At 66.8% G+C, this 23,957-nt stretch carries 24 protein-coding genes; 19 read left to right on the forward strand and 5 right to left on the reverse strand.

What is annotated here, in order from left to right; all coding sequences use genetic code 11:
• The first annotated feature begins 29 nt into the window (after nucleotides 1-29).
• The gene (locus tag C0V78_RS11895; RefSeq protein ID WP_158241549.1) at nucleotides 30-452 is read left to right on the forward strand and encodes a nuclear transport factor 2 family protein; all 423 of its coding nucleotides are present in this window, start codon (nucleotides 30-32) and stop codon (nucleotides 450-452) included.
• A 94-nt stretch (nucleotides 453-546) separates the two neighbouring features.
• Nucleotides 547-777: a hypothetical protein gene (locus C0V78_RS11900; RefSeq protein WP_101797907.1), complete on the forward strand. Its 231-nt coding sequence runs from the start codon at nucleotides 547-549 to the stop codon at nucleotides 775-777.
• 115 nt (nucleotides 778-892) lie between these two features.
• On the opposite strand, the gene C0V78_RS11905 is transcribed toward C0V78_RS11900, so the two are convergent.
• Complete coding sequence (locus tag C0V78_RS11905; protein WP_254049906.1) at nucleotides 893-1,264, reverse strand: thermonuclease family protein; 372 nt, start codon at nucleotides 1,262-1,264, stop codon at nucleotides 893-895.
• Nucleotides 1,265-1,362: 98 nt separating this feature from the next.
• Nucleotides 1,363-2,598 (reverse strand): NupC/NupG family nucleoside CNT transporter, encoded by a 1,236-nt coding sequence (locus C0V78_RS11910; RefSeq protein WP_101797909.1) that lies wholly within the window; start codon nucleotides 2,596-2,598, stop codon nucleotides 1,363-1,365.
• 117 nt (nucleotides 2,599-2,715) lie between these two features.
• On the opposite strand from C0V78_RS11910, the gene C0V78_RS11915 reads away from it, so the two are divergent.
• The 14 genes from C0V78_RS11915 to C0V78_RS11980 all read left to right on the forward strand — a co-directional run bounded on the left by C0V78_RS11915 (nucleotide 2,716) and on the right by C0V78_RS11980 (nucleotide 16,659).
• Nucleotides 2,716-3,351 (forward strand): queuosine precursor transporter, encoded by a 636-nt coding sequence (locus C0V78_RS11915; protein WP_101797910.1) that lies wholly within the window; start codon nucleotides 2,716-2,718, stop codon nucleotides 3,349-3,351.
• 22 nt (nucleotides 3,352-3,373) lie between these two features.
• Nucleotides 3,374-4,270 (forward strand): acetylglutamate kinase, encoded by an 897-nt coding sequence (argB, locus tag C0V78_RS11920; RefSeq protein WP_101797911.1) that lies wholly within the window; start codon nucleotides 3,374-3,376, stop codon nucleotides 4,268-4,270.
• An 89-nt stretch (nucleotides 4,271-4,359) separates the two neighbouring features.
• Nucleotides 4,360-4,653, forward strand: coding sequence for a YggT family protein (locus tag C0V78_RS11925; protein ID WP_101797912.1), 294 nt, complete (start codon nucleotides 4,360-4,362; stop codon nucleotides 4,651-4,653).
• On the forward strand, nucleotides 4,653-5,549 hold the full coding sequence (gene folD / locus C0V78_RS11930; protein WP_173843390.1) for a bifunctional methylenetetrahydrofolate dehydrogenase/methenyltetrahydrofolate cyclohydrolase FolD: 897 nt from the start codon (nucleotides 4,653-4,655) through the stop codon (nucleotides 5,547-5,549). Before C0V78_RS11925 ends, folD begins: the two co-directional genes overlap by 1 nt.
• On the forward strand, nucleotides 5,546-6,259 hold the full coding sequence (locus C0V78_RS11935) for a hypothetical protein (RefSeq protein WP_173843392.1): 714 nt from the start codon (nucleotides 5,546-5,548) through the stop codon (nucleotides 6,257-6,259). The genes folD and C0V78_RS11935 overlap by 4 nt, the downstream gene beginning before the upstream one ends.
• A 7-nt stretch (nucleotides 6,260-6,266) precedes the next feature.
• On the forward strand, nucleotides 6,267-6,887 hold the full coding sequence (locus C0V78_RS11940; RefSeq protein WP_101797914.1) for a MarC family protein: 621 nt from the start codon (nucleotides 6,267-6,269) through the stop codon (nucleotides 6,885-6,887).
• A gap of 99 nt (nucleotides 6,888-6,986) precedes the next feature.
• The gene (locus C0V78_RS11945; RefSeq protein WP_101797915.1) at nucleotides 6,987-8,786 is read left to right on the forward strand and encodes a hydantoinase B/oxoprolinase family protein; all 1,800 of its coding nucleotides are present in this window, start codon (nucleotides 6,987-6,989) and stop codon (nucleotides 8,784-8,786) included.
• Nucleotides 8,783-10,855 (forward strand): hydantoinase/oxoprolinase family protein, encoded by a 2,073-nt coding sequence (locus tag C0V78_RS11950; RefSeq protein ID WP_101797916.1) that lies wholly within the window; start codon nucleotides 8,783-8,785, stop codon nucleotides 10,853-10,855. The genes C0V78_RS11945 and C0V78_RS11950 overlap by 4 nt, the downstream gene beginning before the upstream one ends.
• A gap of 56 nt (nucleotides 10,856-10,911) precedes the next feature.
• Nucleotides 10,912-11,445: a TetR/AcrR family transcriptional regulator gene (locus C0V78_RS11955; RefSeq protein ID WP_101797917.1), complete on the forward strand. Its 534-nt coding sequence runs from the start codon at nucleotides 10,912-10,914 to the stop codon at nucleotides 11,443-11,445.
• A 65-nt stretch (nucleotides 11,446-11,510) separates the two neighbouring features.
• The gene (locus C0V78_RS11960) at nucleotides 11,511-12,899 is read left to right on the forward strand and encodes a hypothetical protein (protein ID WP_101797918.1); all 1,389 of its coding nucleotides are present in this window, start codon (nucleotides 11,511-11,513) and stop codon (nucleotides 12,897-12,899) included.
• Nucleotides 12,900-12,904: 5 nt separating this feature from the next.
• Entirely contained in the window at nucleotides 12,905-14,350 is a 1,446-nt protein-coding gene (locus tag C0V78_RS11965) for an acyl-CoA reductase (protein WP_101797919.1), read from the forward strand.
• A gap of 6 nt (nucleotides 14,351-14,356) precedes the next feature.
• On the forward strand, nucleotides 14,357-15,070 hold the full coding sequence (locus C0V78_RS11970; RefSeq protein ID WP_101797920.1) for an alpha/beta fold hydrolase: 714 nt from the start codon (nucleotides 14,357-14,359) through the stop codon (nucleotides 15,068-15,070).
• A 75-nt stretch (nucleotides 15,071-15,145) separates the two neighbouring features.
• Complete coding sequence (locus C0V78_RS11975; protein ID WP_101797921.1) at nucleotides 15,146-15,892, forward strand: SDR family oxidoreductase; 747 nt, start codon at nucleotides 15,146-15,148, stop codon at nucleotides 15,890-15,892.
• Between the two features lie 17 nt (nucleotides 15,893-15,909).
• A complete protein-coding gene (locus C0V78_RS11980; protein WP_101797922.1) occupies nucleotides 15,910-16,659 on the forward strand; it encodes an SDR family NAD(P)-dependent oxidoreductase in 750 nt (249 codons plus the stop codon).
• 646 nt (nucleotides 16,660-17,305) lie between these two features.
• Here the strand turns inward: C0V78_RS11980 and ppa are convergent.
• From ppa to C0V78_RS11995, 3 genes are all read right to left on the reverse strand, one after another.
• Nucleotides 17,306-17,839 carry an inorganic diphosphatase gene (gene ppa, locus C0V78_RS11985; protein ID WP_101797923.1) on the reverse strand — a complete coding sequence of 178 codons (534 nt, stop codon included), beginning with the start codon at nucleotides 17,837-17,839 and terminating at the stop codon, nucleotides 17,306-17,308.
• 70 nt (nucleotides 17,840-17,909) lie between these two features.
• Entirely contained in the window at nucleotides 17,910-18,557 is a 648-nt protein-coding gene (locus C0V78_RS11990; protein ID WP_173843394.1) for a DUF1345 domain-containing protein, read from the reverse strand.
• Nucleotides 18,554-20,515 carry a M61 family metallopeptidase gene (locus C0V78_RS11995; RefSeq protein ID WP_101797924.1) on the reverse strand — a complete coding sequence of 654 codons (1,962 nt, stop codon included), beginning with the start codon at nucleotides 20,513-20,515 and terminating at the stop codon, nucleotides 18,554-18,556. Before C0V78_RS11995 ends, C0V78_RS11990 begins: the two co-directional genes overlap by 4 nt.
• Nucleotides 20,516-20,654: 139 nt before the next feature.
• Between C0V78_RS11995 and hisS the strand changes: the two genes are divergently transcribed.
• From hisS to prmC, 3 genes are read left to right on the forward strand one after another with little or no spacing between them, the layout of a single operon-like run.
• Nucleotides 20,655-21,881: a histidine--tRNA ligase gene (gene hisS / locus C0V78_RS12000; protein WP_101797925.1), complete on the forward strand. Its 1,227-nt coding sequence runs from the start codon at nucleotides 20,655-20,657 to the stop codon at nucleotides 21,879-21,881.
• Nucleotides 21,881-22,945 (forward strand): peptide chain release factor 1, encoded by a 1,065-nt coding sequence (gene prfA / locus C0V78_RS12005; protein WP_101797926.1) that lies wholly within the window; start codon nucleotides 21,881-21,883, stop codon nucleotides 22,943-22,945. Before hisS ends, prfA begins: the two co-directional genes overlap by 1 nt.
• Nucleotides 22,946-23,809: a peptide chain release factor N(5)-glutamine methyltransferase gene (prmC, locus tag C0V78_RS12010; RefSeq protein WP_101797927.1), complete on the forward strand. Its 864-nt coding sequence runs from the start codon at nucleotides 22,946-22,948 to the stop codon at nucleotides 23,807-23,809.
• Nucleotides 23,810-23,957 lie beyond the last annotated feature (148 nt).

Genomic DNA, 23,957 nt, shown 5'->3' on the forward strand with positions numbered 1-23,957 from the left:
GGATGGCGGGCAAAAGAGGAACGCCAGCCATGACCGACGCTTACGAAATCCAGCAGCTCATCAACCGTTATACCCTTGGCGTCAGCCAGCCCGACTGGGACCTTGCCATCGCCACCTTCGCCGATGACGGCGAGTGGCACGTTGCCGCTTCCGGCCTGACGCTGACCGGACGCGAGGCGATCCTCAAGGGCATGCAGGGCTTTCACCGGCTGTTCGACTGGTTCGTGCAGGTCAATGCCCCGGCGGTGATCGAGCTGGATGGCGACAAGGCGCGGGCGCGTTCGGTGATCCGCGAGAATGGCAAGTTCGCCGGGCGCGACGAGGTGGTGATGGTGGGCGGCGTCTATGTCGACGATCTGGTGCGCACGGGCGAGGGCTGGCGTTTCGCCCGCCGCGCCTTCCACGGCGCAGGCTCGTTCCACCACCCGGCCACGGCTGGCCTGGGCTTCTGATCGCTTGGCCAACAAACATCCCTAACGCCACAACCACAGGTCCTCACCGCGTTCGGGAACTCCATCCTAACCGCCCGGGGCGAATCTGCCTTCCATGCAGTCCCCGCTCTTCCTTTCCTCAGGTTCCCGTCGTCGCGGCCTGGCCCTGACCGGCGCTTTCGTGGCGCTTGCGCTGGCCGGCCTGGTCGCGGCGCGGGAACTTCATGCCTGCCCGGCGCAGGCGCAGGCGTTGCAGCAGGCGCAGCCCGGCATGGTGCTGATGGCTGGCGATGCGGGCGATCCGGCCTGCGTCGGCAAGCGCCGGCCGCGCAAGGCGAACGACTAGACCCGGCTTCCCCGCGCGGGGCGGTCTGCCCACTGCCCGCGCTGCCTCCCCCTCCGATCCCGCACGCAGCATATGACGGAGGGGGAGGCCTAAATTTCCGAGGGACTTCGCGGGCTCAGCTGCACCAGCCGGAGCGCCGCCCCTTCCACGTTTCGGCCAGCCCTTCGCTGACCAGCACCTGCCCGATCGACTGGCCGCGCCGCGTCACCGTTGCCAGCCGCCGGCCATAGCGGTCGTGGCTGCGGGTGCCCTCGACCAGCTCGAACGGCCCGGCATTGAGCAGCACGATCAGGCGCCGGGTTGCCGCTTCGCCGCGCTGGCGTTCATCCGGGCATTGCGCGCCGTGCGTTTCGGGGGCGTTGATATCCGCCATGCGGATTTTCTCGCCCGCCAGCCAGAAGGTATCGCCATCGACGACGCAGGTGGTGCGGGGGCCTTCCGGGCATAGCGCGAAAAGGGCGGCGGCGGTGATCGTTGCAAAGGCCATGGCCCCGGGCAAGAACGCCCGGAGCGGCCAAAGTTCCATACGCGCAAATGCGGGGTTTTCCTCCGGAATGGAGGATCAGGCGCGGACAGGCCCCGGCGTCACGCGCCGATGAACAGCCCCGCCAGCGCCGCGCTCATCAGGTTGGAAAGGCTGCCCGCTGCCAGCGCCTTGATCCCCAGCTTGGCGATCATCGGCCGCTGGCTGGGCGCAAGGCCGCCGGTAACCGCCATCTGGATGGCGATCGAGGAGAAGTTGGCAAAGCCGCAGAGCGCGAAAGTGACCACCGCCACCATCCGTTCGGACAGGCCCGCGCCAGTGGTGGTCAGCCCCTGGAAGCCGACCACTTCGTTCAGCACCACCTTGGACCCGAAAAAGCCCCCGGCGCGCAGCGCTTCGGACCAATCAGGGTTGCCGATCAGGTAGAACACCGGGGCGAAGACATAGCCGACCAGCCGGTCGAAGGTCAGCCCGGGAAGGCCGATCCAGTTGCCCACGCCGCTCAGCATTCCGTTCGCCAGCGCCACCAGCGCGACGAAGGCCAGCACCATGGCGCCCACGGCAACCGCCAGCTTCACGCCGGTCTGCGCGCCCTGGGCGGCGGCCATGATGATGTTGGCAGGCTCTTCCTCCTCGAAGCTGCCGATGGCGACCTCGTCGGGCTCGACCCGCTGTTCGCCGCGCGGATCGGGCATGATGATCTTGGCCATGAGGATGCCGCCCGGTGCCGACATGAAGGCGGCGGCGACAAGATAGACCGTGCTGATGCCCATGCTGGCGTAAAGCGCCAGGATGGTTCCGGCCACGCCGGCCATGCCCACGCTCATCATGCAGAACAGCTGCGAGGGGGTCAGCGCGGCGATGTAGGGGCGGATCACCAGCGGGCTTTCCGACTGGCCGACGAAGATGTTGGCCGCCGCGCCAAGGCTTTCCACCTTGGTGATGCCAGTGACCTTCTCCAGCGCGCCGCCGATCCACTTGATGATCAGCTGCATCACGCCGAGGTAGTAGAGCACGGAGATCAGCGCGGCGAAGAAGATGATTGCGGGCAGCGCCCCGATGGCAAAGCTGGCGCCGCCGATTTCGGGCTTGGCCAGCGGCCCGAAGACGAAGTTCACCCCGTCGCGCGCATAGGAGATCAGCATGTCCACGCCCGCCGCCGCGCCTTCCAGCGCCGCCTTGCCCCAGGGCACGTAAAGCACCAGTGCGGCAAAGCCGGCCTGCAGGGCAAAGGCCGCCCCGACCACGCGCAGGCGGATCGCCTTGCGATCGGATGACAGCAGGAAGGCGACAAGCAGGATCAGGGCAATGCCCAGGATGCTGTAGAGGATGTGCATGGAACCGGTGCTCCCCATTCGGTTTTCGCCGCGCAGCCTAATCGCCGATCTCGGCGGTGGATAGCCCCCGCGCCGCACCCTTCCCCAGCCGCGGCATCCTCGCTAGACCTTGCCGCCATGACAGACACGAACCCCCGCGCCCTGCCGCTCTCGCTCCTGTTCCTTGCGCTGTTCTACGGCGGCATGGTGACCATCGCCGGCGTGCTGGGGGCAAAGCAGGTGGCAATCGGGCCGCTGGCGGTGGAGGCGGGAATCTTTCCCTTCCTGATCCTCGTCGGCATTTCCAGCGCCGTGGCGCAGATGCACGGCAAGGCCATGGCGGACCGGTTCGTGCGCTTCGGCTTCGCCCCGCTGGTCGGCGCGATCCTGCTGACGCTGTTCGTGCTCAAGCTGCCGATGGACCCGGACATGTATCCGCCGGCCAAGGAAGCCTTCCCGATCATCCTCGGCCAGTCGTGGCGGATGATGGCGGCGGGCATCCTGGCCTATGGCGTGTCGGTCACGCTCAACATCTGGATCTTCGACAAGCTGCGCGGCGCGGCGGGCAATGCCGGGGTGCGCGGTTTCATCGCCGCCGCCCTTTCGCAGATCGTCGATACGCTGATCTTCATCTCGGTCTCGTTCCTTGGCGAACGGCCGATCCTGAACCTGATGGTCGGGCAGATGGTGGCCAAGGTGGTGCTTTCCGCCGTGGTCGTGCCGCTGATCATCTGGGCGGCGGTGCGGCTGGCGAAGCGGGTGGACGCAAGCTGAAAAGCGGTTAAAGGGCCGGGCCATGGCAAATCCCCACGATCCCGCAATGCTGACCAAGGCCGAAACCCTCGTCGAGGCGCTGCCTTACCTGCGCCGCTACGAAGGGCGCACCTTCGTGGTGAAGTACGGCGGCCATGCCATGGGCGATCCCGAACTGGCGCATGACTTTGCCGAGGACGTGGTGCTGCTGCGCGCGGTGGGGATCAACCCGGTGGTGGTCCACGGCGGCGGTCCGCAGATCGATGCCATGCTCAAGAAGCTGGGCGTCGAAAGCCAGCGCATCAACGGCCTGCGCGTGACCGACAAGGAAACCGCCGACATTGCCGAAATGGTGCTCTCGGGCGCGATCAACAAGCAGATCGTCAGCTGGATCGCCGGGGCCGGCGGCAAGGCCGTGGGCATTTCCGGCAAGGACGGCGGCCTTGTCACCGCCACCAAGGCGCAGCGCACCGCGCGCGATCCTGACAGCCAGATCGAACGCGTGGTCGACCTGGGCTTCGTGGGCGAGCCGACGACGATCGACACCCGCATCATCGATGCCATCTGCGCCGCCGGCATGATTCCGGTGATCGCCCCGATCGCGGTGGGCGACGATGGCGAAACCTACAATGTCAATGCCGATACCATGGCCGGCGCGATTGCCGGTGCCCTGGGCGCGGCGCGGCTGTTCCTGCTGACCGACGTGCACGGCGTGCTCGACAAGGCGGGCAACCTGCTGACCGACCTCAAGCCGGCGGACATTGCCCGCCTGCAGCAGGACGGCACGATCTCCGGCGGCATGATCCCCAAGCTGGAAACCTGCGTCCACGCGGTCGAGGCCGGGTGCGAGGCGGCGGTGGTGCTCGATGGCCGGGTCAGCCACGCCATGCTGCTCGAAATGTTCACCGAAAAGGGTGCAGGCACGCTGATCCGCGCCTGATTTTCCGCGTCGGGAAACCATTGCCGCGCGTGACTTGGTCCCTAGGCTCGGCTATCAGCGCCGGGTAATCCAATGGGAAAGGTCCCCCGGTGCTGTTCAACACGATCTACGATATCGTCGGTATCGTATTCTACGTGATCCAGACCCTGCTCATCGTCATGATGGTGCTGGGGCTGCTGCTCGCCTTCAATGTCGTCAACACGCGCAACCAGTTTGTCATGTCGATCTGGCAGGCGCTCAACGCCCTGCTCGAACCGCTGCTCAAGCCGCTCCGGCGCGTGCTGCCCGATACCGGCGGCGTCGATTTCTCGCCCCTGCTGCTGATCGTGCTGATGCAGGTCATTATGACGATCCTGGGCAACGTTGCGGCGGCGACCCTGTGATGGCGGGCGCGGTGATTGACGGCAAGGCCTTCGCCGAGGGCCTGCGGGCGCGGATCGCGGTGGCGGCGGCGCAGTTCGAAGTCCATGCGGGCCGCAAGGCGGGCCTCGCCGTGGTGCTGGTGGGCGAAGACCCGGCAAGCCAGGTCTATGTCCGCAGCAAGGGCAAGCAGACGGTCGAATGCGGCATGGCCAGCTTCGAACACCGGCTTTCCGAGGATACCAGCGAGCATGACCTGCTGGCCCTGATCGAAAAACTGAATGCCGATCCGGCGGTGGACGGCATCCTCGTCCAGCTGCCGCTTCCGGGCCATATCGACGAGCAGAACGTGATCGCCACGATCAGCCCGGACAAGGACGTGGACGGGTTCCACGTGGTCAATTCCGGGCGGCTCTCGGTCGGCCTGCCGGGCTTTGTTCCCTGCACGCCGCTTGGCTGCCTGATGCTGCTGAAGGACAAGCTGGGTTCGCTTTCCGGCCTCGATGCCGTGGTGATCGGCCGCTCCAACATCGTCGGAAAGCCGATGGCGCAGCTGCTGCTGGCCGAAAGCTGCACCGTCACCGTGGCCCACAGCCGCACCAAGGACCTGCCCGAGGTTGTCCGTCGCGCCGATATCGTGGTTGCCGCCGTGGGCCGTGCGGAAATGGTCAAGGGTGAATGGATCAAGCCCGGCGCCACCGTGATCGACGTGGGCATCAACCGCCTGCCGCCGTTGGAGGCCTCGCCCAAGGGCAGGCTGGTCGGCGATGTTGATTATGCATCGGCCATTCAGGTCGCCGGCGCCATCACCCCGGTCCCCGGAGGAGTAGGCCCCATGACCATCGCCGTCCTGCTGCGCAACACGCTGGTTGCCGCGCACCGCAACGCGGGCGTGGATTTCGACGAGTCCTCGCTGTGAAGAAGGTGCTGCTTGCGCTGGGCCTGGTGGCGCTGTCCGCCGGGGCTTTCGCGCAGGAGCGCCCGCGCGAACGTGGGCCGCGCAATTCCTATGCCAACCCCTCGGCGGTGATCGCCGCCGAGATCGCCTTTGCCCAGCTGGCGCAGGACAAGGGCCAGTGGACCGCCTTTGCCGCCACCGCCGCGCCCGATGCGGTGATGTTCGTGCCGCAGATGGTCTGGGCGCAGCAGTGGCTGAAAGGCCGCGCCAACCCGGCCCGCCCGGTGAAGTGGCAGCCGCATATCGTCTGGTCGAGCTGCGACGGATCGCTGATGGTCAGCCACGGCGCCTGGCAGTCGGACAAGGGCACCGGCTATTTCACCACCATCTGGCAGCGCCAGAAGGACGGCAAGTACAAGTGGGTGCTCGATCACGGCGACGAGCTGAAGGAGCCGCTGATCGCCCCGGAAATGCTCTCCGGCCAGACCGCCGATTGCCCCGATCGCGGCAAGCGACCGGCGGGTTCGCCGGCCAAGGCGAAAGAGGTGAAGGCAAAGGACCTGCCGCCGCTCGATCCTGCGGGACGCTCGGGCAAGTCGCTTGACGGTACCCTGTGGTGGGAAGTGACGGTCGATCCCAGCGGGGCGCGCAACCTTTCCGTGTCATGGAAGAAGGACGGTTCCGACCAGCCCGCGCTGATCGAATCGGTCGATGCGCCGGTGAAGGAATAGGCCCGGCTTGATCGACCTTTTCCTCTCTGCCTTCGTCACCCTGTTCGTGGTGATCGACCCGCCCGGGTGCGCGCCGATCTATGCCGGGCTTTCCGCCGGGGCGAGCCGGCGGCAGGCGGTGAGCATGGCGGCCCGCGCCTGCCTGATCGCGGCGCTGATCCTGATCCTCTTCGCGCTGTTCGGCGAACAGCTGCTCGGCGCGCTGCATATCGAGCTCAATTCCTTCCGCATCGCCGGCGGCATCATGCTGTTCTTCATCGCCATGGACATGGTGTTCGAAAAACGCACCGAACGGCGTGAAAAGCGGGCCGAGGAACTGCTCGGCACGCCCGAGGTGGAGGATGTTTCGGTCTTCCCCATGGCCATGCCGATGATCGCCGGGCCGGGCTCCATCGCCACGATCATGCTGCTGATGGCCCGCGCCGAAGGGACCGAGCAGACGCTCGTCATCCTGGGCGCCATGCTTGCCGTGGTCGTGCTGACTTTCGCCGCGCTGGCCGCTGCCGGGCCGCTGATGAAGCTGCTGGGCAAGCATGTCGAAGCGGTCATCACACGGCTGCTCGGCGTGCTGCTGGCGGCACTGGCGGCGCAATATGTCGTCGACGGGCTGAAGCAGGTCCTCGCCTGAGCGATTCGCCTGCTGCCGATGGAACTTCGCCCCCAGTAGAGCGCCCGGCGCGAGCGAAAGCCTAACCCTTGGCCCGATAACGGGAGAGGGAAGGCCGCGATGTCCTTCGAATTGAACCGCAAGCTCGCCGCCCGGCGCGGGCCGCTGCCGACAGGGGCAGAGATCGATTCCGTCACCGCCGACATCATCCGCGGCGCTTTCGAGACGGTATGCTTCGAAAGCGCGACGCACCTGGGCAGGGCCGCATCCTCGCCGATCATCAACCAGTCGAACGAGCGCAACGCCGCCATTGTCGATGCCCATGGCCGGCTGGCGATGGGGGCCATCGGCACGCCGCAGCTGACCTTCGTCAACCAGATGATGGTGCGCTGGGCGCTGATGAACATGGAGGATTACGACATCGGCGCGGGCGACGTGCTGCTGTCCAACGATCCCGATCACGGCGGCGGGCACCTGCCGGATTACTGCGTCTATGCCCCGGTCTATTCGCCTGAGGGCGAGCTGATCCTGTTCATCACCCTGCAGGCGCATCAGGGAGACACCGGCGGCAAGGATCCCGGCGGCTTCACGCTGGAGGCGACCGACGTGTTCACCGAAGGGGTGCAGTTCCCTTGCGTCAAGCTGGTCCACCGCGGGCAGCGGCGCAAGGACGTGTTCGACATGGTGGTGCGCAACAACCGCTTCGCCACCATCGCGGGTGATCTCGCCGCGATGATCGGCGGGGTGCAGCAGGGGGTGAAGCGGCTGGAAGCGCTGATCGCCCGCCACGGTGCCGATGTGATCAAGGCGGCAATCAACCATTCGATCGCCCACACCGAACGCCGGATGCGCGAGGAGTTTTCCCGCTGGCCCGACGGCTCTTACGAAGCCACCGTGCTGATCGATGCCGATACGCTGGGCACGCCGGACGTGAAGGTCCACGTCACCTGCACGGTCAGGGGCGACAGCCTGACCGTGGACCTTACCGGCACCGATGACCGGCAGGAGCTGGTCGGCGTGTGGAACACCTTCGCCAATTCGCGCAGCTATGTGATGACGCAGGTGGTCGCCATGGTCGATCCCGCCATCGTCAAGAACGAGGGCTGCTTCGACGCGGTGGATATCGTCATCCCCGAAGGCTGCATTGCCCAGCCGCCCCCGAACAAGCCCGCCGCGCTCGGCTCGTTCCACCCGGCCTGCGAGATTACCGAGGCGGTCTGCCTCGCGCTTTCCGCCGTGGTGCCCGAACGGGCGCAGCCGCAGCTTTACAAGATCGGCATGCCCAATGCCGTGATCGGTTTCAACGCGGCGGGCATGTGGATGGACCAGGGGGTCGATTGCCGCTCGATGGACTCCTCCGCCGTGCAGGGGATCGACGGCTGGGGATCGTGTCCGGTGAGCCTTGGCAACCTGCTGCTCTCCGAGGCGGAAGACGCCGAGGCGCGCTTTCCCATCCTCAACATCAGCCGCGAGATGACCACCGATGGCGGCGGCGCGGGGCAATGGCGCGGGGCGCCGGGCAGCCTCAACGTCAAGCAGGTGCTGGAGCCCACCATGGCCATGGCCTGGATGGTCAGCGCCGACCACCCCTTGCGCGGCATGTGCGGCGGCGATGATGCGATCCCCTACAGCAACCGGTTCGAGGTCGGCTCGCCCAGCGAGTACAGGATCGAACGCACCGCCCAGGCGCAGCTGCCGGCAGGGGCGGTGATCGCTTACCAGCATGGCGGCGGTGCCGGCTTCGGCCCGGCCCTGCTGCGCGATCCCGAGGCGGTGAAGGAGGACGTGCTCGACGAATATGTCAGCCTCGCCGCGGCGCGCGACCGGTATGGCGTGGTGCTGACCGGCAGTCTCGAGGACTATACCCTCGCGGTCGACCACGCGGCGACCGAGGCCCTGCGGCGGGAGATGCGCGCATGACTTACCGTGTCGGCATCGACATCGGCGGCACCTTCACCGATTTCGCCCTGCTGAAGGATGGCGCGGTTACGCTGCACAAGAACCTCTCCACGCCCGCGGATCGCTCGCTCGGCGTCATGCAGGGGCTGGAAGTGCTGGCGGGCAAGGAGGGGCTGTCGCTCGGCCAATTCCTCGCCCGCTGCGATGCCATCGTCCACGGCACCACCGTGGCCGACAATACCCTGATCGAGATGAACGGCGCGCTGACCGGCCTGATCACCACGGCCGGTTTCCGCGACGAGATCGAGTATCGGCGCGGCTTCAAGGAGGATATCTGGGACGTCCGCCTCGCTCCCCCGAAGCAGATCGCCCCGCGCCGCCGCCGCCTGACGGTGAAGGAACGGGTGCTGCACGATGGCACGGTGCACCAGCCGCTCGATGAAGAAAGCGTGCGCCATGCCTGTCGCCAGCTGGGCAAGCAGGGCGTCGAATCGCTCGCCGTCTCGCTGCTCTTTGCCCATGTGAACAGTGCTCACGAGAAGCGCGTGGCCGAGATTGCCGCAGAGGAACTGCCCGGCGTGCCCCTGTCGCTCAGCCACAAAGTGCTGCCGCGCGCGCCGGAATATGACCGGACCAGCACCACCGTGGTCAACGCCTTCGTCGCGCCGCGGGTGAAGCACTATCTCGACCGGCTGGTGGAGCGGCTGCGCGAAGCGGGCTATCCCGGCCAGCTGATGGTTATGCAAGCATCCGGCGGGGTGATGAGCGTGGACTACATCGCCGGCTCGCCGATCCGCGTGCTCGCCTCCGGCCCGGCCGGCGGGGTGATCGGCTCGGCCCATGTCGGCAAGGCGAAGGGCTGCGAGAACCTGCTTTGCGTCGATATGGGCGGCACCTCCTATGACATGAGCCTGGTGCTGGGCGGCGAGGCTCCGGCAGAGGCCGGCTGGAACATGCACCATCGCTACCTGATCGGCGTGCCGATGGTGAAAGTGGAGACGCTGGGGGCGGGCGGCGGCTCGATCTGCCACGTCCACGCAGGCGCGCTGCACGTCGGCCCGCGCTCGGCCGGATCGGAGCCCGGCCCCATCGCCTACGGGCGCGGCGGCACCGAGCCGACGATCACCGATGCCCTCGTCATGCTCGGCATCCTTTCCACCGGAGAGGGCTTTGCCGGCGGCTCGTTCCGCCTGTCGCAAGCCGGGGTGGAGGAGGCCTTTGCCCGCATCGGCGCCGAAATGGGCACCTGTGCCGAACAGGCCGCATTCGATTGCTGGCGCGTGGTCAATGCCCAGATGAGCCAGGGCGTGCGCCGCACCACGGCAGGCAAGGGCATCGACCCCAAGGACCTGGTGATGCTGGCCTATGGCGGCAATGGCCCGGCCTTCGCCGCGATCCAGGCGGAAGACCTGGGCATCGCGCGGGTGCTGGTGCCGCGCGCCTCGCCCACCTTCTCCGCGCTTGGCACGCTGGTGGCCGATCCGGCAATCGACGAGGAACGCTCGCTGATCGCGCGGGTCGATGCGCTCGATCATGCGCGGCTGCGCGGCCTGTGGGGCGAACTGGGCGAGCGGGCAGAGCGCTATTTCACCGCAGCCGGCTTTGCGCGCGAAAGCGTGCTGGCCAGCTACCGCGTCAACATGCGCTATCCCGGCCAGAACTTCTCGCTGACCTTCGATGTCGCCCCCGAAGGCGCGCTGGGCGACCTCTCGTTCATCGACGAGGGCCTGGGTGGCCGCGCGATGGCCGCGTTCAACGCGCGGCACATGGCCGAATACAACCACGTGCGCGAAGGCGAACTGCCCGAGATCACCGGCCTGCGCCTCGCCACGCGGGTGATGACGCCCAGTCCCGCGGCAGCGGGCGGCGCGGTGCCGCCCATGCCCGCCCCGCGACCGGCCGAGGTGCGGCGGGCGAACCTGGGCCAGGGCTTCGGCCCGGTGCCGGTCTATCGCGGCGCGGACCTTGCGCCGGGCCATGTCGTTCCCTCGCCCGCGATCATCGAGGAGACCTTCACCACCATCGTCGTCTATCCCGGCTGGTCGGCCCGGATCGATGCGGCGGGAGACTACGAACTGCTGCGCGACTGAGCACAGCCGGCCGGGGCACCTTGCCGAAAGGCGACGGGCAGGCCATCACGCGCGGCATGGACGCGCGCAAGGTCAGGTCACGCAAGGCGTTGCAGGAAGCCCTGCTCGACCTGCTGGAGGAAAAGCCGCTGTCGGCCGTTTCGGTGCGCGAGCTGACCGAGCGGGCCGGGGTCGGCTATGCCACCTTCTTCCGCCATTATCCCACGCTGGAAGACCTGCTGCGGGCCATCGCCGAAGACGCGGTCGGGCCGCTGCTCGAACGCGGGCTGCCGCTGCTGTTCGGCGATGACCGGCGGCAGGCGGCGCGCGACCTTGTCCGCCACGTCGGCGAGAACCGCAAGCTGTGGTCGCTGCTGCTCAACCAGGTTGGCGGGGCGGTCCTGCGCGAACAGTTCGGCAGTGCCGCGCGCAAGCTGGCGGAGAGCCGGCCGCCGGCGCGATCGGGCGCACCGCTGGAACTGCGCGTGCACTTTGCCGTGCGCGGCGCGGTGGACATCCTCGCCTGGTGGCTGATGCGCCGGCCCGATATCTCCGAGGCCGATGTGGTGCGCTACCTTGACCAGCTGGTGATCCGCCCGATCGAAGCCTGATGCTTGACTTATGATCCATATGGATCAAAACCCGCAAGGAAGATCACTCGCGTGGAGAGAGTCGCATGTCGATTTCGTTGCTGCCGGACAATCCGGGCGCCTGGACCTATCGCAGCTGGGAAGACCTCATGTCGATCCCGCGCGAGGAGCGCGAGAAGCTCCAGCTTGAAGCCGTGCGGATCAGCTTTGCCCGGCTGCGCAACCGCATCCCCGCGCTGAAGAAGCTGGCCGACCGGCAGGGGGTGGAGCAGATCGACCGGATCGAGGACGTGCTGCCCGTCTGCTTCGATCACCGCGTGTTGAAGAACTACCCGATCCAGATCATCGAGAACCGCGATTTCGCGAAGCTCACAACCTGGCTCGACAAGCTGACCGCCCATGACCTGACGAAGGTGGACCTCACCGGCCTCACCACGATCGAGGAATGGCTCGCCCGGCTCGAGGCCTATGGCATGCTCGTCACCTATTCCAGCGGCACCACCGGCAAGCTGTCGTTCGTGCCGCGCTCCTATGACGAGCTGGGGCCGTGGAAATACCACTTCTACAACGTCAACTATGCCTCGAACGGGATCGATCCGTGGAAGGTGAAGCTGCCCACGCTCTCGCCCACCTATCGCGGCGGCTACCAGACCATGCTCAAGATGATGACGCTGTTCAACGTCGAGATGGCCGGCGGCGAGGAGCATTATCACACGCTGTACGACAGCCACATCCCGGCGGACCTCATGGCGCTTTCGGGCCGCCTGCAGGCCGCCGAGGACAAGGGCGAGGTGATGAGCCTGGGCCTCGATCCGGCGCTGCTCGAACAGCGGCAGGCCATGCTCGAACAGGGCCGTCGCCGCGATGCCGACATGGAGGCGTGGTTCGGCAAGCTGATCGGCCAGTACAAGGGCCAGCGCGTCAAGGTCGGCGGCACCTTTGCCGATCTCTATCGCGTGGCGAAGGCCGGGCTGGACAAGGGCATGCGCTGCGAATTCGCCCCCGGCTCGATCCTTACCGGCGGTGGCGGCATGAAGGGCTACAAGGATGCGCCCGACGACTGGGAAGACCAGGTGAAATACTTCTTCGGGGTCGACAAGCTGGGCAACCAGTACGGCTTCTCCGAATGCATCGGCAATGCCCCGCTGTGCGATCACGGCTTCTTCCACCTGCCGCCCTATTCGGTGCCGCTGCTGATGGATACCGATGGCAACGCGCTGCCGCGCGAAGGCGTGCAGAAGGGGCGCCTCGTCCTCGTCGATCCGATCCCGCAGTCCTACTGGGGCGGCTTCACCTCGGGCGACGAGGTGACGATCCACTGGGAAGAGGATTGCTCCTGCGGCTGGAAGAGCCCGCGCATTGCCAAGACCATCCGCCGCTTTGCCGAGAACGAGGGCGGTGACGACAAGATCACCTGCGCCGGTTCGCAGGCCGCCTACAATGAATTCATGGCCTTCGTGCAGGGCGAGGCGTGAGCGCCATGCGTGACATTCCCATCATTGCGCGCGGCCAGCTGATCATGCCGGGTGACCATGCGGTGGAGTTCAAGGGCCGCGGCGGGGCCTCCTTCCGCCAGGCCGATCCGCACAAGCACATCCACGACCTCGTTTTGGGCAACACGGCGCGCCTGCGCGACCTGCACGATACGCCGATGGCCGAGATCGTCGACCTTCTGGCCGAACTCGGCAAGCGGCTGAAGCTGGAGGACAATCCCCTGCTGCAGGAAAGCTTCGAGCTGGCCCTGCAGGCGGGTGGGCTGGCCGAGCCGATCCTGCGCGGGGTCTATGATGCCCTGCCCCAGATGTTCGATCCGGCGATGATGCTGGCCATGGTCGATAAGACCATCGGCCTTGATTACATTGATGGCTGGGTGCCGGGCGACGGCAGGTTCGATAACGTCAGCATCCGGGCGGTCGGTACGCGCCAGCTGCACATCACCGCCGGCAATGTTCCGGTGGTCGCCGCGATGACCGTCGCCCGCGCCGGGCTCACCAAGTCCGACATCCTGATCAAGTCGCCGTCGAACGATCCGCTGACCGCCAATGCCATTGCCCGCACGCTGATCGGGCTGGCGCCGGACCATCCGGTGACGAAGCACATCGCCGTTGCCTACTGGAAGGGCGGCGACGAATTCATGGATTCGCAGATCGTCCGCACCAGCCGCATCGACAAGATCACCGCCTGGGGCGGGATGAGCTCTGTCCGGCACATCCAGAAGTTCCTCCAGCCGGGGATCGACCTGACCGCGCTCAACCCCAAATACTCGATGTCGATGGTCGGGCGCGAGGGGCTGGAAAGCGATGCCGCGCTTGACGAGGTGGCCGTGGGGCTGGCGACGCTCGCCGGGTTCTACAACCAGACCGCCTGCGCCAACACCCGCATCGTCTATGTCGAAAGCGACACCGACGAGGATTCGATCGAACGCATTGCCGAGCTGGGCCGCCGCATGGTCGCCGCCTATGCCAAGCTGCCGCCGCTGCTTTCCGTGCCTTTCACCGAACGCAACCGCGAGCTGGAAGCCGAGCTGGATGCCGTGCGCGACGAGGACGATTTCTACCACGTCGAGGGCGATACGCTGAACGGCGGCTTCGTTGTTTCCAAGTTCAACGACCGGGTCGAATTCTACGACAAGCTCAACAACCGGGTGGTGAACTTCGTGCCGGTGGACAGCCTGCTCGATGTCATCAAGTGGTGCGACGATACCACGCAGACCGTCGGGCTCTATCCCGAAAGCCGCCGCGCGGAACTGCGCGATGCCTTTGCCCTTGCCGGCGTGCAGCGGCTGGTTTCGCTGGCGGGCGGGGATCCGATGACGGTCTATGCCAATTCGCACCACATGCCGCCGGGCAGCCCGCATGACGGGATCGAGCCGATGCGCCGCTCGGTGCGCTGGGTGGTGGACATGCAGCCAGTTGCGGCGCACTGACCGGCCATGGCAACCTTCGTCCTCGTACACGGTGGCGGTCACGGCGGCTGGTGCTGGCAGCCGGTGGCGGACCTGCTGCGGGCACGAGGACATGCGGTCCATGCGCCCACGCTGGTCGGCGTGGCGGAACGCGCGGCAGAGCTGCGGCCCGGCATAGACCTGGAAACCCACATTGCCGAAGTGGCCGCGCTGCTCGCCTCGCTCGCGCCCGAAAGGGTGGTGCTGGCGGGCCATTCCTATGGCGGGCTGGTCATCACCGGGGCGGCGGACCGCGCGCCGGAGCGGGTGGCGCGGCTTGCCTATGTCGATGCCCCCTTGCCCCGCGATGGCGAGGCGCTGTTCGACATTTCGCCGGGCCTTGCCGTGCTGGCCGAGGACGTGGTCGAGGTCGATGGCGTGCCGCTGGGGCTGTGGCCCGATGAACGGGCGCTGGCGATCTACGGCCTCACCGGCGCGCTCGCCGAAAGTGCCCTTGCGCGGCTGACTCCGCACCCCTGGGCCTGCTTTACCAAGCCGCTGCGCCTGACCGGTGCAGAGGCGCTGGCGCGCATCCCCACGGCCATGCTCAACTGCGCCGGCACCATGGCGCACCGCCCGGAAAAGTTCCGCCAGCGCCTGCTCGCAGGCGATCTCGTCGAGACGATCGACGCGCCGCACGATGTCATGCTCACGCACCCGCAAGCCGTTGCCGATTTCCTCGACCGGCTGGCTGCGGACTGATCGCCGCAGCGGCAGGCCGGCCATTGCGCGGTGCTGAACGGGTGTTAAATCAACGTCGCAGGGAGAGTCGCCGCTATGGCAGGAGTGCTTGAAGGCAAGGTCGCGCTGATTACCGGCGCTGGGCGTGGCATCGGCAAGGTGCTGGCCGAGCGGCTGGCGCGCGATGGCGCGGCGATCGTCGCCAACTATGCCGCCAGCGCAAGCGGGGCCGAGGAAGTCGTCGCCGCGATCGAACAGGCGGGCGGCCGGGCCATCGCGGTCAAGGCGGACATTACTTCGTTCGACCAGGTCAAGGCCATGTTCGCCCGCATCGACGAGGCGTTCGGCAGGCTCGATATCGTCGTCAACTGCGCCGGGGTCAGCGCCGGCGGTGCGCTTGCCGATGTGGACGAGGCGCAGGTGGACTGGCTGATCGGCGTCAACGTCAAGGGTCCGCTGTTCGTCGCCTCCGAAGCATCGAAGCGCCTTGCGGACGGCGGGCGGATCATCAACTTCGCATCGGTCATGGCCGAATATCCGATGGCCGGCACCGGTATCTACACCGCCTGCAAGATGGCGGTGAAGGGCATGACCGAAAGCTGGGCCAAGGAACTGGGCAAGCGGGGCATTACGGTCAACACTGTCACCCCGGGGCCGACCGCGCCGGGCATGATGGACAGTTGCCCGCCCGGCTATCGCGAACACTTCGAAAAGAAATCGCCCTTCGGCCGCATCGGCACGGCGGGCGAGGTGGCCGAAGTGGTCGCCTTCCTCGCCTCCCCGGCGGCAAGCTGGGTTTCGGGCACGCATATCCTCGCCCACGGCGCGGCGATTCCGGACTGATCGAAAGGACAAGACTGATGGCAAACAAGGTAGCACTCGTAACCGGCGCACAGGCAGGCATCGGCGCGGCCTGCGCCAAGCGGCTGGCCCGCGATGGCGTTGCGGTGGGCGTGCTCGACCTCAAGGCGGAACTTTGCGCCGATACGGTGCAGGCGATCCGCGATGCCGGGGGAGAAGCGATTGCCCTGGGTGCCGACATTTCCAACCGGGCAGAGGTGAAGGCGGCGGTGCAGCAGCTGCGCGAAACCTTCGGGCCGATCACCATCGTGGTGAACAATGCCGGCGTCACCGATTTCGTGCCCTTCGAGGAGATCAACGAGGACCGCTGGGAAGTGGTCTACAAGATCAACGTGCTCGGCCAGATCATCGTTACCCAGGAAGTCCTGCCCGACATGAAGGCGAAGGGTTGGGGCCGCGTGGTGATGATCTCGTCCAGCTCGGCACAGACCGGTGCCGTGGGCATGACGACCTATTCGGGATCGAAGGGCGCCGTCGTTACCATGACCAAGACCCTGGCGCAGGAACTGGGGCCGCTGGGCATCACGGTGAACAACATTCCGCCGGGTTCGGTGATGGGCACGATCATGTCCGAAGCCAACCGCCATCGCTTTCCCATCCCCGAACAGCAGCTGCTCCAGGCGATCCCCGTGGGCCGCATGGGCGAACCCAACGATATCGCCAATGCCTGCGCCTGGCTGTGCCACGAGGATACGGGTTACGTGAACGGCCAGACCATCGGCGTGAACGGTGGCCGCGTGGTGAGCTGAGGGGCGGCTTTCCTTCAGGGTTCTCGCAGGTCTTCAGGGTTCTCGCAGAGACGCAGAGGAAGCAGAGAACGCAGAGGTGTAGCGCCTTGGGCGAAGCCCCCTTTTGCCCCGCTACTTCCGAGCAGCGGGACGGGGCGATGGATACAAGAGCCTGCGGCGCAGAGTACCCTCTCTGCGCCCGTTGCTGCATCTGCGTCTCTGCGAGAAACCCATAACCCACACAACGTCCTCCGCAGCAGGCGGATCGGGGCAATCGGGGCTGTGAACACGGGCGGACGGGCTGGCCGGCGCTGGGGTTTTTTGCCTGAACCGAACAGGCTTGGCTTGCGTTGTCTTTGCTTGCGAACGGCTGGCGGGCGAAACGCTGTGATCCCGACGGCTCGGCCCTGTCGTGCGAGGCTGCGGCAGGGCGGGCTCGCCAAACTGCTGCCGGCATCCGGGGCATACCCCGATGTTGCGCGGCCGAAGAATCGTCGGCCGCTCCTCGCATCCCTGGTTTGCGGACGCCTCCGCGATGGGGGCGCCGGCCACTTGGCGGGGTGGAGGCGAGAGCTCACCGCCCCGCACCCGTCGCGCGAGGCAGTTAACCCATTTGGTTCAAATTGTCAAGAACATTAACCGAACACTGGTTCGGACGTCGAAGCGATTACTTCGACGCCTTGTACCGTTCGATCGCCTCGATCACCAGGCGCTTGGCCTCGGCCGCATCGCCCCACTTGCCGACGCGCACCCACTTCTCGGCTTCGAGATCCTTGTAGTGCGTGAAGAAGTGCTCGATCTGCTGCAGCACGATCGAGGGCAGGTCCTTCTGCTCGCCCACGTCGGAATAGTAGGGGAAGGTCGAATCGACCGGCACGCATATCAGCTTTTCATCGCCGCCGTGCTCGTCTTCCAGGTGCAGCACGCCGATCGGGCGGGCACGCACGACGCAGCCCGGGACGAAGGGCGAGCGCGCCACGACCAGCGCGTCGATCGGGTCGCCATCGTCCGACAGCGTATGCGGCACGAAGCCGTAATTCGCCGGGTAGCGCATGGGGGTGTGCAGGATCCGGTCAACAAACAGGGCGCCCGATTCCTTGTCGAACTCGTATTTCACGGGTTCGCCGCCGACGGGCACTTCGATGATGACGTTCAGGCTCTCGGGCGGATTGTCGCCCACGGGGATCAGGTCGATACGCATGATGCGCGGCCCCTAGCCTCGCTCATGCTGCGCTGCAACAGGAATGAGCCGGAATTACCGGCAAAAATCTTCAGCCGAGCGCGTTTATCGTGAAGGCAATGATGCCGATGTTGAACGCGAAGGCGGCCATCGAGTGCAGCAGCACGACCCGGCGCAGCGCCGGCGAGGTGATATCGGCATCGCTGGTCTGGAAGGTCATCCCCAGGGTGAAGGCAAAATAGGCGAAGTCGCTGTAACTGGGGGTTTTCGTGCCGGGAAAGGCAATGCCCTCGGCATCTTCGGCCGCACCGGCATACCAGGCGTGGGCATAGTGCAGCGCATAGACCGAATTGGCGAACAGCCAGGTCAGCGCCAGGGTCACGATCAGGCGGGTCATGGCCGTGGCATCGCCCGCCTTGGCCCCCGCCAGCTCGCCCGATATCGCCGCGAGGATGACAAAGGTCACCACCAGGGTGATCAGCAGGACCAGCGGCCGGTTGGCATCGTTCTCCTGCGAATGGCGGCGCATCTCGGCGCGGCTGCGGTCCCTGAGCAGCGGCAGCAGCGACAGCAGGAAAAGCGCGGCGGCAAAATCGAAGCCCATCGCCAGGGCGTCCTGCCACTTCGCGGCCGGCTCGATCAGGTGCCAGCCGAAATAGCCCAGCGGCAGGAGAAGGAGGAACGTCAGGAAGCGCGGCGGGCCGAGCCGGTTGCCGAGCGTCTGGCGTTCCCCGCTCATTTTGCTGATTTGCCGGGTGCAGCCGGGCGCTTGGGTGCGAGCAGCAGGTCGAGCCCGGTCGGCTGGGTTCCCGGTGCGGCGCGTTCCAGCCAAGGCCAGCGCAGGCCGCCGCGGTAATCCGGCTTCACCGTCTGGAACTTCGTGCCGCGCTGCACCAGCAGGTCCAGCGGTGCGCCGTCCTTTGCCGCAGTGATCGCCTTCTTCAGGCTGTCTGCGTCATAGGTTTCGCCGTTCACCGCCAGCATCCGCGCGCCCGTGACGATCCCGGCGTTGAAGGCCGGACTGTCCCACCGGGTGGAAGTGACGCGCCCGTCCTTGTCGATATTCACGCCCAGCGAGTGATAGAGGTTGAGGTTCTTGCCCTCGGCCATCGCCGCCTTGTCGAAGGGGTTGGGCTCGGCCTTCCACACCAGGCGATAGCCGCCCAGTTCGATGCCGCGGATCGGCGCGGGCTGGTCGGGGCGGTTGATGCGGGTGTCGATGAAGGTCTTCCAGTCATGGGGGTGGACGGCGTTCAGCTTGGCGATGATCTCGTCCACCTCGAAGGGGAGCTGGCCCCAGTCGCCATCGCGCATGCCGAAGAACAGTTTCGCGAAATCGTCGATGGACTTGCGCCCGCCGGTGCCGGCGCGGATCACCTGGTCGATCTCGAGCCAGATCAGCGCGCCTTCGCGGTAATATTCCTCGCCGCGGGCCAGGCTGGCAAAGGGCTTGGGCTTGCGCGCGGCGAAGACCGGATCGATGCCGGTATCCTCCACCGAGCGCCAGCCGCGGCCCGGCTGTTCGGAGAACACGCCAGCCCAGTTGGCCAGCATGGCCAGCACCATGTCCTTGCCCTGAAGCCCCGACCGCGCCGCCAGCACGGTGCCCCAGAACTGGTCCTGCCCTTCATAGGTCCACAGCAGGTCGCCCTGCATCGGCTGGCGATAGTCAGGCGTCCACAGCCGGGCCGGGCGGCGGAACTTGCCCGACCACGAATGGGCATATTCGTGCGGCAGCAGGTTGCGGTCGTATTCGTTCTTGTCCCACTCGGTGAAGGCATCAGGCTCAAGCTGGTTCTCGCTGGACCGGTGATGTTCCAGCCCGATCGAGCCCATGCGGTCGGTCAGCGCCAGCAGGAATTCGTAATGGTCGAAGTGGTTGGCCCCGAAGGCCAGGCGCGCTTCGGTTACCAGGTTGCGGTGCAGGGCGATGTGCTCGGGCTTGGCGGCGAGCTGGTCGGGCTTGTCGGCCACCACGTGCAGCGTCACCTTCTGGCCGAGATCCCACGCCTTGTAGTGCTTGCCCGCGAAGATCGGCGAATCGACCAGCGTTTCGTAATCGGTCTCCGCCCAGGTCACGCGGTTGCCCGCCACCTCCTTGCCATCGAGCGCGGTGGCCACCTGCCAGCCGGCGGGGAAGGTGACGCTGGGCTTCACCTTTATCCGGCGGACATAGTGCCCGGCGGGGTAAAGGCTCATCTTTTCCCATTGCAGGTTGAGCATTTCCTGCGTCACCGCCACGCGGCCCTCGCTGGGCTGGAGCGGGCTGGTATGGACGAACCGGGCGACGACCGCGCGCGCCCCTTCGGGCACGTCGACGTGGAAGGCATAGACCTCCACCGGATCGCGCTTCCACGTGAGCGGGGTATCGCCGGCAAAGAATTTCACGTCCACCAGCTCCGCCAGTGGCCCGCGCGAGCCGTGCGTGCCCGGCAGCCACTGCGGGAACAGCAGCGTCAGCCGGCGCGTGCCGGGGGCAACCGGGATCGTCTGGCGAACGCGGAAGGCGGCGCGCACGGTATCGCTGGCGTCGATATCCAGCAGCATGGTGCCGCCGGGATAGGGAATGTCGCGCGCGTCGGGCACGGTTTCGGGGATCGCCACGGCCATCGGCGCCGAACGCTCGACCGGCTGGGCAAGGAGGGGGGCGGAAAGCAGCAGGGCTGCGAGCGGGGCGACCGCGAGAACCGATTTCATGTCGAACTATCTGCCGCGATGATTCGCGCTTCGCAACAGGGACTTTCACGGGGGTGTCGCCAGCGGCCGGGCAGGCGGGGAAGCGGCCCGGGCCGGTGCCGCTTCCACCGGGTGGCAAAAAAGTCTAAGCGCGCGGGCCATGAGCAAGACCCCACAGGCCATTCGCGGCACGCAGGACATTTTCGGCGCAGATGCCGAGGCTTTCGCCTTCGTGGTCGAAACCTTCGAGCGCGTGCGCAAGCTCTACCGTTTCCGCCGGGTGGAAATGCCGGTGTTCGAAAAGACGGAAGTGTTCAGCCGCTCGATCGGCGAGACGACCGACGTCGTTTCCAAGGAAATGTATTCGTTCGAGGACCGCGGCGGCGATTCGCTGACCCTGCGCCCCGAATTCACCGCCGGCCTTGCCCGCGCTTTCCTGACCAACGGCTGGCAGCAGCACGCCCCGCTGAAAGTGGCCACGCACGGCCCGCTGTTCCGTTATGAGCGCCCGCAGAAGGGCCGCTATCGCCAGTTCCACCAGATCGATGCCGAAATCATCGGTGCGGCGGAACCGCAGGCCGACGTGGAACTGCTGGTCATGGCCGACCAGCTGCTCAAGGAACTGGGCGTGGCCGATGGCGTAACGCTGCAGCTCAACACGCTGGGCGACGGTTCCAGCCGCGAGGCCTGGCGCGCCGCGCTGGTCGACTATTTCCGCGCGGTTGCGGGCGAGCTTTCCGAGGATTCGCAGGAGCGCCTCGAAAAGAACCCGCTGCGCATCCTCGATTCCAAGGACCCGCGCGACAAGGCCTTCGTCGGCGATGCGCCGAAGATCGACGATTTCCTCTCGGCAGAAGCGCAGGACTTCTTCGGCCGGGTCACCGCCGGCCTGGACGCTGCTGGTGTGGAATGGACCCGCGCCCCCAGCCTCGTGCGCGGGCTGGACTATTACCGCCACACCGCCTTCGAATTCGTCACCGACCGGCTCGGTGCGCAGGGCACGGTGCTGGGCGGCGGACGCTATGACGGGCTGCTGGAAAGCCTTGGCGGCCCGCACACGCCCGCAGTCGGCTGGGCGGCCGGGATCGAGCGGCTGGCGATGCTGGTTGGCGACAAGGGCGAAGCCCAACTCGACGCGATCCTTGTCGTGGAAGACGACAACCGCCTGCACGAAGCCGTGCACCTGGCCCGCAAGCTGCGCGAAGCTGGCTATGTCACCGATACGATTTCGACCGGCTCGCCGCGCAAGCGCTTTGACAAGGCCGCCAAGATCCCGTCGCACACCTTGATCTCGTTCCCCGTCAGCGAGGATGGGACCGCACTTCGCATCCGTGGCGACGGCGGCGAGACAGCCACTGCTGTCGAGACTCTGGTCCTCAACCGCTGATGAGCGTCTCCGACGCCCGCCTTGCCCAGATCGCCGCGCGCTTTTCCGAACTGGAGGCGCGGCTGGCTTCGGGCACGCTTGAGGGCAAGGAGTTCATCGCCGCCAGCCGCGACTATGCCGAGCTTGAACCGGTTGCCAAGGCTGCCGCGGAAGTGGCCACCATGCGTGGTGAGCTCGCCAGCCTCGCGACGCTCGATGATCCCGAGATGCGCGAACTGGCCGAGGAAGAGTTGGCCCGGATCAAGACCGAACTGCCTGAGGCCGAGCACAAGCTCGCCATTGCCATGCTGCCGCGCGATTCGGCTGACAGCCGCCCCGCCATGCTGGAAATCCGCGGCGGCACCGGGGGCGATGAGGCGGCGCTGTTCGCCGCAGACCTGTTCCGTATGTACGAACGCTATGCCGCCGAGCAGGGCTGGCGGGTGGAGGTCGTCTCGGTCAACGCCAATGACATCGGCGGCTACAAGGAAGTGGTGGCCAACGTTGCCGGCAGCGGTGTCTTCGCCAAGCTGAAGTTCGAAAGCGGCGTCCACCGGGTGCAGCGGGTGCCGGTAACCGAAAGCGGCGGGCGCATCCACACCAGCGCCGCCACCGTCGCCGTCCTGCCCGAGCCGGACGAGGTTGACGTGCAGATCGAGGACAAGGACCTCAAGATCGACATCTACCGCGCCAGCGGCGCGGGCGGGCAGCACGTCAACACCACCGATTCCGCCGTGCGCATCACCCACCTGCCGACCGGGCTCGTGGTGATCTGCCAGGACGAGCGCAGCCAGCACAAGAACAAGGCCAAGGCCATGCAGGTGCTGCGGGCCCGCCTGTACGAAAAGATGCGCGACGAGGCGCAGGGCGAGGAAGCCGCCGCGCGCAAGGCGATGGTCGGATCGGGTGACCGTTCCGAACGCATCCGCACCTACAACTTCCCGCAAGGCCGCGTGACCGATCACCGCATCAACCTGACGCTGCACCGCCTGCCCGAAATCCTCGAAGGGCCGGGCCTGGGCGAACTGATCGACGCGCTGATCGCCGAGGACCAGGCCAAGCGGCTGGCGGCGATGGGGGAGTGAGTGAGCGTCGGCCTCGCCATCCGTGAAGCGGCCGAGGCGCTGGCTTCGGTTTCCGATACGCCCCGGCTCGATGCCGAATTGCTGATGGCCCATGTGCTGGGCGTGTCCCGCTCGGACATGCTGCTGAAGCATATGCGCATGCCGGTTCCCGAGGGGATCGCCCGGCTGGTCATGCGCCGCATGGGGCACGAACCGGTGGCCTATATCATCGGCGAGCAGGAGTTCTACGGCCACGCCTTCCGCATCACCCCGGACGTGCTGATCCCGCGCGGCGACAGCGAGGTGCTGGTCGATGCGGCGCTGGCCGCGCGGCCGCAGGCGGCCCGCGTGCTCGATTGCGGCACCGGATCGGGCGCCCTGCTGCTTTCGGTGCTGGCCGGCCTGCCGCGCGCCGAGGGCGTGGGGATTGATCGCTCCGCCGCCGCGCTCGACGTGGCGCGGGGCAATGCCGAAAGCCTTGGCCTTGCCGCGCGCGCCACGATGGCGGCGGCAGACTGGCACGCGCCGGGCTGGGCGGACGGGCTGGGGCGGTTCGACCTGGTCCTGGCCAACCCGCCCTATGTCGAGGATGCGGCCGAGCTCGATCCCTCGGTGCGCGGGCATGAACCCGCCGGCGCACTGTTCGCCGGGCCGGAAGGGCTGGACGATTACCGCGTGCTGGTGCCGCAATTGCCCGCGCTGCTTGCGCCCGGCGGTGCGGCGCTGGTGGAGATCGGCCATGCCCAGGCAGAGGCGGTCAGCGCCATCGCTGCGGCAGCGGGGCTCTCCGCCCGGCTCCACCGCGACCTTGCCGGGCGTCCGCGCGTGCTCGAAATGGCGCAAAGTGCGGAATTTCCCCTTGGCAAAGGGTCCGCCAGCGCCTAGACCGGAAGTCAGCCAGCGGTTGGATGTGAATGCTTTCGCGTCCCGCAGGCACTAATTCCAGCATTTGCAAAGACTTGGCGATAAGGCCTGGTACATGGCAGATGTCGGGACACCGCGCTTTTGCGCGGTGCAGGCAAGGACGATTCCC

It is taken from the genome of Novosphingobium sp. TH158, assembly GCF_002855555.1.
Taxonomy (GTDB): Bacteria; Pseudomonadota; Alphaproteobacteria; order Sphingomonadales; family Sphingomonadaceae; genus Novosphingobium.

Coding starts and splice junctions, on each gene's coding strand:
- C0V78_RS11895 (WP_158241549.1), top strand. CDS start 30: ATGACCGACGCTTACGAAATCCAGCAGCTCATCAACCGTTATACCCTT.
- C0V78_RS11900 (WP_101797907.1), top strand. CDS start 547: ATGCAGTCCCCGCTCTTCCTTTCCTCAGGTTCCCGTCGTCGCGGCCTG.
- C0V78_RS11905 (WP_254049906.1), bottom strand. CDS start 1,264: ATGGCCTTTGCAACGATCACCGCCGCCGCCCTTTTCGCGCTATGCCCG.
- C0V78_RS11910 (WP_101797909.1), bottom strand. CDS start 2,598: ATGCACATCCTCTACAGCATCCTGGGCATTGCCCTGATCCTGCTTGTC.
- C0V78_RS11915 (WP_101797910.1), top strand. CDS start 2,716: ATGACAGACACGAACCCCCGCGCCCTGCCGCTCTCGCTCCTGTTCCTT.
- argB (WP_101797911.1), top strand. CDS start 3,374: ATGGCAAATCCCCACGATCCCGCAATGCTGACCAAGGCCGAAACCCTC.
- folD (WP_173843390.1), top strand. CDS start 4,653: ATGGCGGGCGCGGTGATTGACGGCAAGGCCTTCGCCGAGGGCCTGCGG.
- C0V78_RS11945 (WP_101797915.1), top strand. CDS start 6,987: ATGTCCTTCGAATTGAACCGCAAGCTCGCCGCCCGGCGCGGGCCGCTG.
- C0V78_RS11950 (WP_101797916.1), top strand. CDS start 8,783: ATGACTTACCGTGTCGGCATCGACATCGGCGGCACCTTCACCGATTTC.
- C0V78_RS11955 (WP_101797917.1), top strand. CDS start 10,912: ATGGACGCGCGCAAGGTCAGGTCACGCAAGGCGTTGCAGGAAGCCCTG.
- C0V78_RS11960 (WP_101797918.1), top strand. CDS start 11,511: ATGTCGATTTCGTTGCTGCCGGACAATCCGGGCGCCTGGACCTATCGC.
- C0V78_RS11965 (WP_101797919.1), top strand. CDS start 12,905: ATGCGTGACATTCCCATCATTGCGCGCGGCCAGCTGATCATGCCGGGT.
- C0V78_RS11970 (WP_101797920.1), top strand. CDS start 14,357: ATGGCAACCTTCGTCCTCGTACACGGTGGCGGTCACGGCGGCTGGTGC.
- C0V78_RS11975 (WP_101797921.1), top strand. CDS start 15,146: ATGGCAGGAGTGCTTGAAGGCAAGGTCGCGCTGATTACCGGCGCTGGG.
- C0V78_RS11980 (WP_101797922.1), top strand. CDS start 15,910: ATGGCAAACAAGGTAGCACTCGTAACCGGCGCACAGGCAGGCATCGGC.
- ppa (WP_101797923.1), bottom strand. CDS start 17,839: ATGCGTATCGACCTGATCCCCGTGGGCGACAATCCGCCCGAGAGCCTG.
- C0V78_RS11990 (WP_173843394.1), bottom strand. CDS start 18,557: ATGAGCGGGGAACGCCAGACGCTCGGCAACCGGCTCGGCCCGCCGCGC.
- C0V78_RS11995 (WP_101797924.1), bottom strand. CDS start 20,515: ATGAAATCGGTTCTCGCGGTCGCCCCGCTCGCAGCCCTGCTGCTTTCC.
- hisS (WP_101797925.1), top strand. CDS start 20,655: ATGAGCAAGACCCCACAGGCCATTCGCGGCACGCAGGACATTTTCGGC.
- prfA (WP_101797926.1), top strand. CDS start 21,881: ATGAGCGTCTCCGACGCCCGCCTTGCCCAGATCGCCGCGCGCTTTTCC.